The sequence below is a fragment of the Streptomyces sp. NPDC020747 genome, assembly GCF_044334695.1.
GTDB lineage: Bacteria > Actinomycetota > Actinomycetes > Streptomycetales > Streptomycetaceae > Streptomyces.
In genome coordinates this window covers 198985-213178 of the sequence record NZ_JBIRTJ010000005.1, presented here as the reverse complement: position 1 = coordinate 213178, position 14194 = coordinate 198985, and the positions used below count along the sequence as shown (strand labels likewise).

Sequence of the window (14194 nt, the reverse complement as noted above, 5' to 3'; positions counted from 1 at the left end):
TGTGGCCTCCTGCCGTTATACAGGATCGGTTCGAAAGGAGCAGCGAACAAGGAACAGCGGACTCCGCCGGAGCCGTAGTACCCCAGGGGCATAGTCGCTACTCTCCCTGCGGGGGAACGCGCGTACGTGTGTGGGGAGTTGGGGAAGTTGGGGGAGTTGATGGTGAGCCCAAGACGTGTGCGGCTGCGGCTGTGTGCCGGCGTCTTGTCAGCCGGGCTGTTACTGGCCGGCTGTTCGGGGGGCGGTGGTGACGGAACCGCCGAGCCCGCCCGGTCCGGATCCACCGGCTCCGGATCCACCGGCTCCAAGAGCCCGACGAGCCCGACCGCGAGCGGTGACACCCGCTCCGGCGCGACCCCCAGTCCCACCCCCAGCGCCAGTACCGCAGGCCTGGACTTCACCCCCGATCCCGGCCGCGTACCCAAGACCCGCGCGGAGGCGCTGCGCCTGGCCCGCGCAATCGCCACGACGCCCGCCAAATGGGGCCCCGGCTACGTCAGGCGCACGCCGTACGAGAGTGACCCCGGTCTCCGGCCCGTGCTCGACGCGGACTGCGTCTGGCAGCTCAAGCCACTGCCCGCGACGGTGCTCGCCACCCTCACCCGCTACAGCGAACTTCCCGCGGAGGACGGCAAGGGCCCGATCCGCGTCGCCGCCGTCGTCACCGTGCACCGGACCGTGAAGGACGCCGACTGGGAGATGGCCGGAACGCTGGAGGAGGCGCTGCGCTGCCCCGACCAGCAGCTCCGCCAGGGTGAACGGATCACTAAGCTGGGTTCCCTGGGCGCGGGCTTCGGCCTGCTGGGCAACCTGACCGCCGAGGACATGCTCACCGAAGGCGGCAAGTACTACAGCGACGACCTCGGCGGCCCCCACCACTACTACTCGACGCAGAGCCGATGGGGCCAGGTCACCGTCGCCGCCTTCGGCAAGGCATCCAAGGGCCGGTCCGCGGACGAGGTCAACACCGCCCTCATACAAGGGGCCGGCACCATGGTGAGTCGTGTCGAAAGCGAGTTGGGGGCGTCCCGATGAGCGAACCACTGCTCCCCACCGACCCCGCGTCGATCGGCGGACACCGGCTGCTGGCCCGCCTCGGCGCGGGCGGCATGGGTGTGGTCTACCTCGGCCGTACGAAGGCCGGGGCCTTGGCCGCGGTCAAGGTCATCCAGGCCGAGTACGCGGACGAGCCGGACTTCCGCGCCCGGTTCCGCCGTGAGGTCGAGACGGCCCGCCGGGTGACCAGCCCCTGGGCGGTCCCAGTCACCGGCGCCGACCCGGACGCGGACGAGCCCTGGCTGGCCACCGCCTTCGTACCCGGCCCCTCGTTGGAGGAGGCGGTCGCCCGCCACGGGCCGCTGCCCACCCACAGCGTGCGCGTCCTGGCCAGGATGCTCGCCGCCGCGCTCCGCGAGGTGCACGCGGCCGGGCTGGTCCACCGCGACGTCAAGCCCGCCAACGTCCTGCTCGCCGTGGACGGCCCGCGCCTCATCGACTTCGGGATCGCCCGCGCGACCGACGAGACCGCGATCACCTCCACCGACCTGGTCGTCGGCACCCCCGGTTTCCTCTCCCCCGAGCAGGCCGAAGCACGCGGCGCGGCGGTGGGCCCGGCGAGCGACATCTTCTCGCTGGGCTGCCTGCTGGCGTACGCGGCGAGCGGCCGTCCGCCGTTCGGCACCGGCACGGCCGACGCCCTGCTCTACCGCACGGTCCACGACGAGCCCGACCTCTCCGGTATCGAGGCCGAGGAGGAGACGGAAGGCGTCGAGCTGCTGACGCTGCTGCACCTGTGCCTGGCGAAGGACCCGGCGGACCGTCCGACGGCCGAGCAGTTCGGCACGGTGCTGCTGGTCGAGGACGCGGTCCCCGAGGGCGGGCGGATCGACTGGCTGCCCGAGGACGTCGTACGGGGAATCGCGGATCGCTCGTCCGAAATGCTGGCACTTCCCGACATCGAGCCGACCGCCGCCGAAGCACCTGCCGGACCACCGGAGGACACCGCGCCGACGTCACCCGGCCGACGGCGGCTGCTCCTGGCCTCCGGCGCGGCGGTGCTCCTCGCGGCGGGCGGAACCGCGGCCTGGGCCGTCCTGCGCGACGAGGACACCCCGGGCGGGTCGGCGTCGGGAGCCCGCCGCTGGGCGATCGGCGTACAGGCGGATCTGAGCGGGACCCGTCGCACGGCGGGCCAGGCGCAGGAGCGGGGCGCGCGGCTGGCGGTCGAGCAGTTCAACTCCCGTAAGAACAAGCCCTTCGAGCTCACGCTGAAGACCTCTGACGACGGCGGCAGCGCCGATCGCGCACCGGCCGCGGCCAAGAAGCTGATCCAGGACGAGGACGTGCTCGCCGTACTCGGCCCGACCAACGACGAAACGGCCTACGCGGTCCTCGCCACGTACGACGAGGCCCTGCTGCCGCTGCTGTCCGTCTCGGTCGGAGGGTTGCTCCTGACCTCGCAGGAATACCGGTCCTTCCTGCAGTGCCGCGCCTCCGACCCGATCGTCTCCATGGCACTCGCCGTCCGTCTCGCGGGGCAGAAGAAGACGCGGCTGCCCGGGCTGCTCCAGGACCGGACCGCGCAGACGTATTCCTGGGATTCCGCCCAGAGCACCACTCTCATGCTGCGCAGCCACGGCCTCCCGCCCTACCCCCGGGTGATCCCGGCGGACACCGAGGACGTCGGGCCCGTCGTCACCGACATGCTGCGGGCCGGGATCGACTCCTTCGTGTACTCCGGCTACGCGCCAGGCGCGGCCCGGGTGGCCCGCGCGCTGGCGACGGCCGGCTTCGACGGGCCGCGGCTCGCACCGCAGGCCGTACTCGACCCGGAGTTCCTGGAGCGGGCCGGGGACGCGGCCGAAGGCTGGCTGATCACCTCCTCCTTCGTCGACCCTTCCGCCGTACCGGCCGCGAAGGCCTTCACCGCCGCCTTCCGCAAGCGCTACGACGCCGCGCCCGGCTACTACGCCGCCGAGGCGTACGACACCGTCAACCTCGTCCTCCAGGAGGTGGTGAAGGCCACGAAGGGCAAACGGCCGCCGGGGCGCAAGGAGTTGGTGGGCCTGCTGCGCAAGAGCCGCTACAAGGGAGTCACCAAGGAGTTCACGTTCAGGCCGACGGACGGCCAGTTCAACGGCTGGGGCGTATCGCTGCACCGGGTCGAGGGCGGCCGGTTCCGCTACGTCGGCGAAGCCGCCTCCAGGGTGTAGCGGTGAGCGGCGCGCACTCGGAGGGGCCCGCGGAGGGGCGGACGGGAGTGCGCTCGGCAGTGCGCGCCCTCAAGCCGGGCGACCCGCCCTTCATCGGCGGCTACCGGCTGCTCGGCCGGCTCGGCGCGGGCGGCATGGGCGTGGTCTACCTGGCCCGTTCGACGGGCGGGGCGCTGGTCGCGCTGAAGGTGATCCGCGCCGAGTACGCGGCCGACCACGACTTCCGGGCCCGGTTCCGGCGCGAGGCCGAGGCGGCGAGCGGGCTCACCGGGCAGTGGGTGGTACCGGTGACCGCGGCGGAGCCGGCGGCCCGCGAGCCCTGGCTGGCGACCGCCTTCGTACCGGGCCCGTCACTGGCCGAGGCCGTCACGCTGCACGGGCCGCTGCCGGAGCGTACGGTCCGCGCCCTGGGCGCCCGGCTGGCCGAGGCGCTCACCGAGGTGCACGCCGTGGGCCTGGTGCACCGGGACGTCAAGCCGGGCAACATCCTGCTCGCCCTGGACGGCCCCCGGCTGATCGACTTCGGCATCGCGCGTTCCACCGGTGCCACCGCGCTGACCGCGAGCGACGTGGTGATCGGCTCGCCCGGCTATCTCTCGCCCGAGCAGGCACGGGCGCGGGGCGGTGACATCGGCCCGCCGAGCGACGTCTTCTCGCTGGGCTGCGTCCTGGCGTACGCGGCGACCGGCCGCCGCCCGTTCGGCACCGGCACCGCGGCCGCGATCATCTTCCGTACGGTCCACGAGGAACCGGACCTGGACGCCGTGCCGTGGTCCCTGGTCCCGCTGCTGTCCGACTGCCTCGCCAAGGCCCCGTCGGCCCGCCCCACCGCGGAGGCGGTACGGGATGCCTTGGCCGGCGAGGGCGAGGGGGAGGGGGAGAACGACCGGGGGCGGGAGGCCGACTGGCTTCCGCCCTCGCTGCCCCGGCTGATCGCGGAACGCTCGTCCGCCGTCCTGGCCCTGCCCGACCCCGATCCCATCCCCAGCCCCATCTCCGGCCCCGGCCGGACCACGCTCGTGGAGCAGCAGCAGCCGTCGGAGGAGCCCGCCGTCTCCCGGCGCCGCCTGCTGACGCTGGGCTCGGCGGCGGCGGTGGTCCTGACGGGCGGCGGCCTCGCGGCCTGGGCGGCCTCCAGACCCTCGTCCGGCGGCGACGGCGCGACGAGTTCCGCACCACTGCCCCGGTACGTCATCGGCCTGCACGCGGACCTCTCGGGCCCGGACAAGGCGATCGGCAGGGCGCAGGAGCGGGGTGCCCGGCTGGCCGTCGCGGACTTCAACTCCCGCTCCCGTGACGGCCGCGCCTTCGACCTGGCCCTGAAGGTCCTCGACGACGCGGGCGAGGCGAAGCGGGCCGAGGAGGTGGCCGGAAAGTTCGTCGCGGACCACGACGTGTACGCCGTCATCGGCCCGACCGGCAGTGCCTCGGCCGAGACCGCCGTATCCCGCTACGAGAAGGCCCTGCTGCCCATCGTGACCGTCTCCTCCGGTGACGATGTGTACTCCCAGACGACCACCCGCGCGTACTTCCAGCTCAGGCCCGACGAGAACACCCTGTCGACACCCTTCATCCACTACCTCACCCACGCCGAGAAGAGCCGCAGGACCGCCCTCGTGGACGACAGGGCGGCGAACCGGACCAGTTGGCAGATCGTCAGGACCCTGACCGCGTACCCGCCCTCCAAAGGCACGACCACGACCCATGCCGTCCCCGCGGACAGCGAGGACTTCGACACGGTCGCCGCCGCCGTGCTCGCCTCCGGCGCGCAGGCCGTCGTGTACGCCGGCTCCTCCCCGCACCGGGCCGCCCGCTGCGCCCGCGCGCTGGAACAGGCCGGATTCCGGGGCACGCGCATGGCCCCGGAACCCGTCCTGCAGACCGCGTTCCTCAAGGAGGCGGGACGGGCAGCCGAAGGCTGGGTGATGGTGACGACCTACGTCGACCCGGCCGAACTGCCGGCCGCGGCACGCTTCGTGAAGACGTACAGGAAGCGCTTCGGAGTACGCACGGTCGGCACGGTCGGGCGCTTCGCGGTGGAGGCGTACGACGCACTGCTCTTCGTCGCCCAGGGCATGAGCGAGCTGGGCAGTGTCGAGCCCGAACGGGGCGCCATGGTGCGCAGGCTCCGCCAGACCACCCACAAGGGGCTCGCCAAGACCATCGAGTTCGACCCGGTGACCAAGGAGTTCCGCTGGGTCAACGGACTCTTCCTCCACCGGGTCCGTAACGGCACTCCGGACTTCCTCGGCCGCTACGACCAGGTCAAGAAGGCCTGATCCGGCGGGACCTGGGCTGCTCGGCAGGGGGCGGCTCGGCGGGGTGACTCGGCAGAGCGACTCGGCGGGGCGGCTCAGCGGGGCCGCATGGAGCCGAGCTTCCCCCAGACCACCAGGCGGTACTTGGACGTGTACTCCGGAGTGCACGTGGTGAGCGTGAGGTAGTAGCCGGGGTCGGTGTAGCCGTACCCCGTTCTGACCGTGCTGCGAGGAATCTCCCGGATCACTCCGCCGTCCCTCGCCGAGGTCTGCGCCAGCGTCCTGTCGACGACGTACGTGTAAACGGCGGCCGGGGTCTCGACCTCGATCCGGTCCCCCCGCCGGAGCCGGTTGATGTACCGGAACGGCTCGCCATGGGTGTTCCGATGCCCGGCAAGCGCGAAGTTCCCGGCCCGCCCGGGCTGCGCGGTCCCCGGATAGTGACCGACGTACCCCTTGTTCAGCACGTTCCCCTTACTGATGCCTTCCGCGACCGGGACGCGGAGATCGAGGCGGGGGATGGTGAGGATGGCGTATGCCTGGGTCCAGCGGGGACGGGGATTGCCGGCGGAGCCGGAGGCGGGCGCGCGCCGGGAACCGGCACCGGACCGGTCACCGAGGTCGACGGAGCCACCGTCCGCACCTGATCCGCCGCCCCCATCGACGTCGGTGCCACGTAACTCCCCCTCCCCTTCCCCCTCTCCCGTCCCCTCCCACTCCCTCTCCAGGGCTTGGACCTTCCTCTCGGCGCCCTCCCGGGCCTGCCGATTGGTCCACCACAGCTGGTGGACGACGAGGAGCATGAGGACGACACCGAGGGTCACGAGGACCTCGGCACCGTTCCAGAGAAGGCGGGCGTAGCGGGCACGCCGCCGCCGGGCCTGCTGATGGATGACGGGGACTCGCATGCGGACGCCTGCCTCCTCCCCGCAAGAGCCTCAGCCTGCTGTGGCTGCCGCAAGATAAGGGCTGAAGCCCCAACTCACCATCCCCATGAACGAGCCGCCCCCTCCCCACCGCTCACGACCGCTCACTCCCCACCCCCGATCCAACCCCTGGCCTGCCCATACCTCTCCTCCGCCGGGCGGTCGGCAGTACGGTGTCCACCATGCGCCCCGACACGTCTGCCGAGTACGTCGACCACAACGCCGAAGCAGCACGCCTGGAGCGGACCGCCGGCCTCTACCCCGAGGACGCCGAGCACCTGCTGCTGCAGGCTGCGGCCCACCTCGAACTGGCCGACGACCGCCCGCGAGCCACCGCCTTCTACGACCGCCTGCTCTCCAGCGAGACCCCCCTGGAGAACCCGTTCCTGGTACGGGCCCTCAAGGCGGCCAACCTCTGGGAGTACGGCCACGAGGCGGAGGCGAAGGCGATCATCGAGGGCGTCCGCGCGGCGGCACCCCGCGACCCGGCCCCCTGGGTGATCGTGGCCGAGTCCCTGGAGTCCCACGACGAGCTCGAAGCCGCACAGCAGACGTTCACAGAGGCGGCGACCCACCTCCTGACGGACGTCCCCGAACCCCCGTACGCGACCCACCCCGTCCTCTTCGGCCGCCACCGCGTACGCCGCATGCTGGGCCTCGCCCACGACAACTGGGACTCCCTCGCGGACACCCTCCACTCCTCCCCCGTCTCCCTGGACGAGCTCCACGACCCCAAGCGCGTCTGGTCCCTGGGCTCGGACAACCCGGCAGAACTGGAGGCCGAAATCTCCCGCCTCCGCGCCGAGTTGGGCACGTACAGGGAGGCCCTGTCCCGCCCGTTCCCGGTGGCGGTACTCCACTGGCCGGCCCCAGAACTGACGGAACTGGTAACGGCGTACCCGACCTTGGCGCAGGAGTACCCGTCCCACGAGGAGCACCTCGCGACGATAGAGGCCTCACTGAGGGAGCTCGCGGCCTCGGGCACGCCCAACTTGGGAATCGTCACGGGCACGGTCCCCTCTTACGAGGCGTTCGCCGCCTCGGAGGGGGCTTCGCCTGGGGACGCGTCACTGCTGCCGCAGTATGCGACGACACTGGCGGCGAGGGGGCGGGCGGAGGCTTGGCCGCCGGAGCGGGGGGCGTCTTGTTGGTGTGGGTCGGGGCGGGGGTATGGGGAGTGCCACGGAGAGACCGCCTGAACAGCTCACGCGACAACTCGCGTGACCGGACCACCTGAACAGACCGTCCGCGCCAACCAGTTGACCCGACCGCCCAGCGAGCCGCCCGACCGAACAGACTGGCTGCCCGGAGGAGCACGACGTGGACCAGCCCCGGCTCACCGTCGCGCTCCTCTTCTCGGCGTTCTGGTCGGTCATTGGCGTCTCCGCCACCCGTCGCGCCCTCCGTGAGCGCCCGACGGCCGACTCACCCGAGGTCCGCTGCAGGCCTCGCTTTCGACCACCCGGACTTCGCCGCAGAACAGACCTACGGTCGACACCGCCGGCACAATGCCTCCGTGCCTGATGCTGCTGTCCCGTCCTCCCCCGCCGTCTCCGCCCGCATGAGCCGCCAGGGCTCACGAGACACTGCGCCGGAGGTGGCGGTCCGACGGCTCCTGCACGCCGCCGGCATGCGCTACCGAGTGAACGTCCCGGTTCCTGGCATACCGCGTCGCACAATCGACGTCGTCTTCCCCAAAGCCAAGGTCGCCATCTTCATGGACGGCTGCTTCTGGCACGGCTGTCCCGTGCATGCGACCCACCCCAAGGCGAACGCCGAATGGTGGCGCGCCAAGCTCGACAAGAACATGGCTCGCGACCTCGAGACGACCAAGCACCTCTCAGCGGCGGGATGGACGGTGCTGCGCTTCTGGGAGCACGAGTCCGCCGAAGACGTTGCCCGCCGCGTTGCTGCCACCGTGGCGTCGCGGCAGTCGCACCTCGGCGGATCCTGACTCAAGGTGTCCTCATCCGGCGCCAAGCCTGGATCAGGCGGGCTGGGACGCTGCTCCACCGTGACCTGACCGGTCCGTCAGCACCCGAACACCGATCGTAGTTGCGATTTCACACATCGACACCCACCCGCCTAATAGTGTTGTAGGTCTTGTACGAGAGTGCGTGCCATTACATGCCTCAGGCCCCCTGTGCGTTCACGGAGCAATCCATGAAGGCGGACGGAGCCCTACGGTTCAGCCAACAAGAGTGGGGAACGGTCCACGCCCATGACCGACGAATTCGATGGTATGTACGACACATTCAAGGCGCTCTTGGATTCGTTCCCTCCGTCGGAGGCGGTCAAGCGGCTGGAGCAACTGGGCATCAGCCCGGACATCGTCCAGCAAATACGCGAGCGGCACGAGCAGCAGACCATACGAGTCAAGGAGCTCGAGGAACCGCACGCGGTGGTTCTGGGCAACCGCGACACCTGGTACACGGGCCCGCGCGCCAAGGACAAGTGCTGGCCGGCGATCATGGACCTGCTGCGCAAGGACGGTTGGCCTCAGGAGCCCACAATCAGGAGCCTCGACGACTCCTCCACCCGCGTGGTCTCACTGCTGAACCACCCGAAGGAGAAATCGTTCTCCACGAGAGGCCTCGTCGTCGGCTACGTACAGTCCGGCAAGACGACCAACTTCACCTCGGTCATGGCCAAGGCAGCCGACCGCGGCTACAAACTGTTCATTGTCCTGGCCGGGATCCACAACGGGCTCCGGCGTCAGACCCAGGCACGGCTGGTACAGCAGCTGGTGGAGCCGAATCCCTCGATGTGGTCCCAGTTGACCGGACTCGACAAGGATTTCACTCCGCAGGAGAACCCGGCCTCCTACTTCGGAAAGAGCAACAAGACGCGCGTGCTGTGCGTGGTGAAGAAAAATGCCACAGTGCTCCGGAAGCTCGCTCGATGGCTAGAGAAGGCGTCCGACTACCTTGAGGACTGCCCCGCACTGATCATCGACGACGAGGCCGACCAGGCCACAGTGGCAACGAAGTCGATCAACCCACTGATCCTGGACATCATGGGCTCCCTGCCGAGGTCTGCCTACGTCGGGTACACGGCCTCGCCATTCGCGAACCTGTTGATCGACCCGAGCGCCAAGGATCTGTATCCCGAGGACTTCGTCGTCAACCTTCCCAAGCCCCAGGGCCACTTCGGCACCGAGGTCCTGTTCGGACGCTACGCACTCGACGGCGAGGACCCGGAACAGGTCGACGACGGTTACGACATGATCCGATCGGTCCCTGACGATGATGTGTCGTGCGTGCGTCCCGGAACAAAAGCCGACATCGAAGGCTTCGAGCCCGTCATCACCGAAACCCTTCGCAGAGCCGTCGAGTACTTCTGGCTGGTCACGGCCGCCCGGCGTGTACGTGGCGCGGGCAACGCGCACAGCACGATGCTGATCCACACCAGCGTCAACACCGCGGTGCACAACAGCTTCAAGAAGCCGCTGGAGCATTTGCGCGAACGGTCCGCCCGGTCTTTGACGAACGCCGGTTTCCTCTCCGGTCTGCGTGGCCTGTGGGAGCAGGAGACCGACCGCGTTCCGGCCGAGGACTTCGGTGAGACGAATGTTTCGTTCGAGGAGTTGCTGCCCGAATTGCCGGGCGTCCTCAAGAGCTGTCGCGTCATCATGGACAACTCGAGCAGCGAGTACCGTCTCGACTACGAGAACGGCCCCGTGGTGGCGATCGCCGTGGGCGGAAATACCCTCTCCCGGGGGCTGACGCTCGAGGGTCTGTCGGTCAGCTATTTCGTCCGCGCCGTCTCGGCGTACGACACGCTGCTGCAGATGGGACGCTGGTTCGGCTTCCGAAACGGCTATGCCGATCTTCCTCGTATCTGGATGACGGACGAACTGGCCGAATGGTTCCGACACTTGGCCACGGTCGAGACCGAGATGCGCCGCGACATCGACATCTACATGACCGAGGACGAAACTCCCCGCACCTTCGCAGTCCGCCTACGTACGCACCCGGCGCTGCGCGTGACCGCGGCCGCCAAGATGCGCAATGCCGTTACGGCGGCCTCCTCCTACGGAGGCAAGCGGGTCCAGACCCACTACTTCCACACCAACACCGACTGGCTTCGCCAGAACATCACCGCCGCACGGAACCTGGTCACTTCCGCTGGCGCAAGCGCTGTAAGGATTGAGGAGCGATCGACTGAAGGTCGATACGTCTTCCGCGACGTGCCGCACAACGTAGTCACCGATTTCCTTTCGGCCTACAGGTTCCACGAGAAGTCCCCTGAGAACGACGCGGACCTGATCATTGATTACATCAGGAAACGGGTCGCCACAGCCGGCTCTTTGGGGCGATGGAACGTCGCAGTCGTCGGCAACCCAAAGGGAGAGAACGACTTCTCCTTTGCCCCCGATGTGACCGTTGGACTCAACAATCGTGCTCGTCTCGCCATTACCAACTCGGCCCCGGATTTTGCCGATATCAAGACACTCATGAGCCGTCGCGACGCCGCGGTGGACCTGGACGGTGACACGGGCAAGCTCACCGAAAAGGGAATCACGGACATGCGTCGCGCCAAGCTTCCCGACACTGGTCTCTTGGTTCTGTACCCGATCGACAAGATGTCCGAGCCAAGCCCGTCGAAGAAGCTTCGCGCGCCTCTGAACGCCGAGGAGCACGTGATCGGTGTCGGTCTGGTATTCCCCGAACCCTGGGACAAGGACAGCGAGGTGGACAAGTACGTATCGGCTGACCTCTCCAACGTGTGGATCGAAGAAGAGGACTACAGCCTCGTCGACGGCGAGGACGCATGAACGACGACGCGCTCCGCAAGCTGGTCGACGAACGCTGGGCCGCACTGGATGCCGAGCAGACAACAGGTGAGCGTCGCCTGCGCGTGTCTCCTCTGCCTGTAGTCGCCGAACAGGGCCCACTGGCGGTGGCCGTCGACCACGACGGTCACCGTCATCTCCTGGTTCCGATACACGCGCATCGCAAGGTCCGTCCCGGCCTGGACGGACCAGTGCTCCGATTGCGCAAGCGGGCCCTTGAGGACGAGGAGACCTACCAGTCCTACGTCGATCTGGCCTGTCTGCGCGACGACCTAAATGATCTGTTCACGGAACTGTGCGTGGACGTGCTCAGTGCGGCCGAGGAGTTGCCCGAGAACCCCGCCAAGGCGCTCTACCGCGTTCTCGATCGTTGGAAGGCCCTGTTCCGCACTCAGGGAACACTGCTTGGTCCCGAACAACTCGCAGGATTGTTTGGGGAGTTGTTGGTGCTCCGCCGGCTCCTCAAGCAGGACTCCAGCGCACATCGGATCTGGCGGGGCCCCGAGAGACACCGCCACGATTTCTCGGCCAGAACCATGGCTGTCGAGGTGAAGGCGGGCACCGGCGGCACGGGACGCAAGCCCCGGATCCACGGGCTCGACCAACTCGAAGTGCCGGAGAGCGGGACACTGTGTCTGGCCTGGTTCCGCCTGCAAAGCACAACCGTGGCCGGTTCCGGCACTGCACTCGCCGATTTGGTCGGGCAGACACTTCGCTTGTGCGACGACGAAGGTGCGCTCCTCGCGCTGCTCGCAGGGGTGGGATACCGACCGTCCGATGCCGACCTGTACCACGATGTGCGCTTCGTGGTCAGCGAGGAACGGTGGTACCGGGTCACTCCCGAATTCCCCGGGTTGACCGGTCAGGCACTCGTTACGGCCGGAGTACCCGTGTCGATACTGGATGTCGAGTACACCATCGACCTATCCGGTGAGACCCCTGCACCCATGGCGCCCGACCAGGTGTCTCAGATGATCGACAGTTTGATCCAGGAGTCCGCGTGACGGGGCCCCGCTGGTTCTCCCAGCCCTACCCTCCAGAAGGCGCGAGCGCCGCCGAAGGTATCCGCAACCAACTCGGACGGCCAGAACTCGACCTGCTCACGATCCTGGTGCGCGAGTCGGCCCAGAACAGTTGGGACGCCCGTCTGCCACCGCCTTCGGGCCCGGTCGACTACCGCATCGACATGTGGACGGTGGGCCCGGCCCACACTCTTGCGTGGCGAGAGCTTCTGCTCGACGGGGCACCCGCCGGCGCGGAGGACTTTCCGCTGCGCGAGACCCTCCGGCACGGCCCGATCCGGGTTCTGGCCGTCTCGGACCGCAGTACTCGCGGGCTCGGAGGACCAACTCGGGCGGATGACGCCGTCGGCCCCGACCGCGATTTCGTCTCCTTCATCCGCAACATTGGTGAGCCGCGAGACACCGCTCTGGGTGGCGGCACCTACGGCTTCGGCAAGGGCATCTTCTACCTTCTGTCCAAGCCCGGAACCGTCCTTGTGCACTCTCGCTGTCGTACCGCTCAGGGAGGGTACGAGACCCGGCTCATCGGTTGCACTCTCTGGAGGAGCTACGTTGCCGACGAGCCCAACGGAAACCGCCGCTACACCGGTCGACACTGGTGGGGCAACACATCCGGAACTGTCGTCGAGCCCTTGGTCGGCCAGGAAGCGGAGACCACCGCACAACGTCTGGGCCTCAAGGCCTTCGGCGCTGAGGCGACCGGCACGACTGTCGTCGTCATCGATCCAAACCTGGACGAACTCGAGCCGCCCGAGGCTGCCGACTACCTGGCAGAGACCATCACCTGGCACCTCTGGCCAAAGATGATCTCCACCGCCGGGAAGCCGTCCGCCATGAGGTTCTCCGTCACTTGCGACGGAGTCCAGTATCCCGTGCCTGATCCGCGGGAGACCCGCCCCCTCAATATGTTCGTCACCGCCTACGAGACGATGACCGGCTCCGACGGCAGCGATCTGCACTGCCTGAAGCCCAAGCGGTATCTGGGGCGTCTTGGTCTTGTGAAGCGGATCATGCCGCCGCTGGAGCCGACCCGGGCATCCCGCATGCTCGACATCGAGGACCTGGTCCATCACGTCTGTCTGATGCGACCCGCAGAGCTCGTCGTCACGTACAAGCCCGGGCCGAAGCCTCCCAGCGTGAACCAGGGGTACGCCGGCGTCTTCCGAGCCGACGAAGCCATGGACGAGATCTACGCGAAGGCCGAACCACCCACGCACGACGCCTGGCATCCCCAGTCGCTCGACAGACCCGAGAGCACCTTCGTGCAGACGACGTTCAGGCGCATTGCGGAGGCTCAGGAACGTCTCCTCTCTCTCGGCGGCGTCGCGCGAGCAGGGGCCAGCAACGTCGCTCTGGGCGCAGCCAGTTCGCTGTTCTCCGGGTTGGTCGGTGGAGCCTGGGGAATCGGCGGCGCCACTGCCTACTCGAAGCCGGGCAGCACGGCCACACGCGCTTCCAAGCCGGATGGCACGGAAGAGAACACGAAGCGTTCGTCCTCGGGCCGACCGGTTACGAAGGCTGCTCCGGCCGATACAGGTCGACCCGCTGCCGACGGAGCCGGCGGGCCGGGTGCTCTAGACACCGACGGGCAGACGTTCACCGACGCGTCGGGGAGCACGGGCACGCCGCGCCGTCGTCCGCGGGTGCAGTACGTCGGTGACCCGTACTACGACGATCGTGACGACGCCTCCGTGCTCATCCAGGCGTTCCGACTGCCCGTGCCCGGGGCACAGCGAGTCCGGATCGACCTCGCCGTCACCCTCCCCGGAACCGGCGGGCGCGAGACGGATCCGCCCATCGGAGCCAGCATGCCCGTGCTCATCGGTTGGGAGGACGACGAGGGCCGTCTGAACGCCTCAGAGGACTACATCATCGAGGGCGGCGAGTCCGTCTGGCACGCGGTCGTGCGTCCGGCCCCGGACACCATGACCGAGATCGGCATCAAGGTCGAGGCGGTGAGGGCCCCGTGACTCGGCGCGTT

The 14194-nt window shown here is 68.7% G+C and carries 9 protein-coding genes; 8 read left to right on the top strand and 1 reads right to left on the bottom strand.

The window, feature by feature from the left end; genetic code table 11:
* Positions 1 to 162: 162 nt before the first annotated feature.
* The 3 genes from ACH4YP_RS16125 to ACH4YP_RS16115 are packed head-to-tail and all read left to right on the top strand — an operon-like array spanning position 163 to position 5491.
* The gene (locus tag ACH4YP_RS16125; protein WP_398490920.1) at positions 163 to 1035 is read left to right on the top strand and encodes a hypothetical protein; all 873 of its coding nucleotides are present in this window, start codon (positions 163 to 165) and stop codon (positions 1033 to 1035) included.
* Positions 1032 to 3212: a bifunctional serine/threonine-protein kinase/ABC transporter substrate-binding protein gene (locus tag ACH4YP_RS16120; protein ID WP_398490919.1), complete on the top strand. Its 2181-nt coding sequence runs from the start codon at positions 1032 to 1034 to the stop codon at positions 3210 to 3212. The genes ACH4YP_RS16125 and ACH4YP_RS16120 overlap by 4 nt, the downstream gene beginning before the upstream one ends.
* A gap of 59 nt (positions 3213 to 3271) precedes the next feature.
* Positions 3272 to 5491, top strand: coding sequence for a bifunctional serine/threonine-protein kinase/ABC transporter substrate-binding protein (locus tag ACH4YP_RS16115; RefSeq protein ID WP_398491074.1), 2220 nt, complete (start codon positions 3272 to 3274; stop codon positions 5489 to 5491).
* A gap of 74 nt (positions 5492 to 5565) precedes the next feature.
* Here the strand turns inward: ACH4YP_RS16115 and ACH4YP_RS16110 are convergent, their stop codons facing one another.
* On the bottom strand, positions 5566 to 6378 hold the full coding sequence (locus tag ACH4YP_RS16110) for a class E sortase (RefSeq protein WP_398490918.1): 813 nt from the start codon (positions 6376 to 6378) through the stop codon (positions 5566 to 5568).
* 200 nt (positions 6379 to 6578) lie between these two features.
* On the opposite strand from ACH4YP_RS16110, the gene ACH4YP_RS16105 reads away from it, so the two are divergent.
* The 5 genes from ACH4YP_RS16105 (at position 6579) to ACH4YP_RS16085 (ending at position 14183) form a co-directional block, all read left to right on the top strand.
* Positions 6579 to 7595, top strand: coding sequence for an SEC-C domain-containing protein (locus tag ACH4YP_RS16105; protein WP_398490917.1), 1017 nt, complete (start codon positions 6579 to 6581; stop codon positions 7593 to 7595).
* Positions 7596 to 7957: 362 nt separating this feature from the next.
* A complete protein-coding gene (locus ACH4YP_RS16100; RefSeq protein ID WP_398491073.1) occupies positions 7958 to 8350 on the top strand; it encodes a very short patch repair endonuclease in 393 nt (130 codons plus the stop codon).
* 267 nt (positions 8351 to 8617) lie between these two features.
* Positions 8618 to 11173 (top strand): Z1 domain-containing protein, encoded by a 2556-nt coding sequence (locus ACH4YP_RS16095; protein WP_398490916.1) that lies wholly within the window; start codon positions 8618 to 8620, stop codon positions 11171 to 11173.
* Positions 11170 to 12195, top strand: a complete 1026-nt coding sequence (locus ACH4YP_RS16090) for a PD-(D/E)XK motif protein (RefSeq protein ID WP_398490915.1) — start codon at positions 11170 to 11172, stop codon at positions 12193 to 12195. Before ACH4YP_RS16095 ends, ACH4YP_RS16090 begins: the two co-directional genes overlap by 4 nt.
* Entirely contained in the window at positions 12192 to 14183 is a 1992-nt protein-coding gene (locus ACH4YP_RS16085; protein ID WP_398490914.1) for a hypothetical protein, read from the top strand. Before ACH4YP_RS16090 ends, ACH4YP_RS16085 begins: the two co-directional genes overlap by 4 nt.
* The last annotated feature ends 11 nt before the right edge of the window (positions 14184 to 14194 follow it).

What these genes read in the sequence shown, in the direction of transcription:
- ACH4YP_RS16105 (WP_398490917.1), top strand. Translation starts at nt 6,579, where the DNA reads ATGCGCCCCGACACGTCTGCCGAGTACGTCGACCACAACGCCGAAGCA.
- ACH4YP_RS16120 (WP_398490919.1), top strand. Translation starts at nt 1,032, where the DNA reads ATGAGCGAACCACTGCTCCCCACCGACCCCGCGTCGATCGGCGGACAC.
- ACH4YP_RS16090 (WP_398490915.1), top strand. Translation starts at nt 11,170, where the DNA reads ATGAACGACGACGCGCTCCGCAAGCTGGTCGACGAACGCTGGGCCGCA.
- ACH4YP_RS16110 (WP_398490918.1), bottom strand. Translation starts at nt 6,378, where the DNA reads ATGCGAGTCCCCGTCATCCATCAGCAGGCCCGGCGGCGGCGTGCCCGC.
- ACH4YP_RS16100 (WP_398491073.1), top strand. Translation starts at nt 7,958, where the DNA reads ATGAGCCGCCAGGGCTCACGAGACACTGCGCCGGAGGTGGCGGTCCGA.
- ACH4YP_RS16095 (WP_398490916.1), top strand. Translation starts at nt 8,618, where the DNA reads ATGACCGACGAATTCGATGGTATGTACGACACATTCAAGGCGCTCTTG.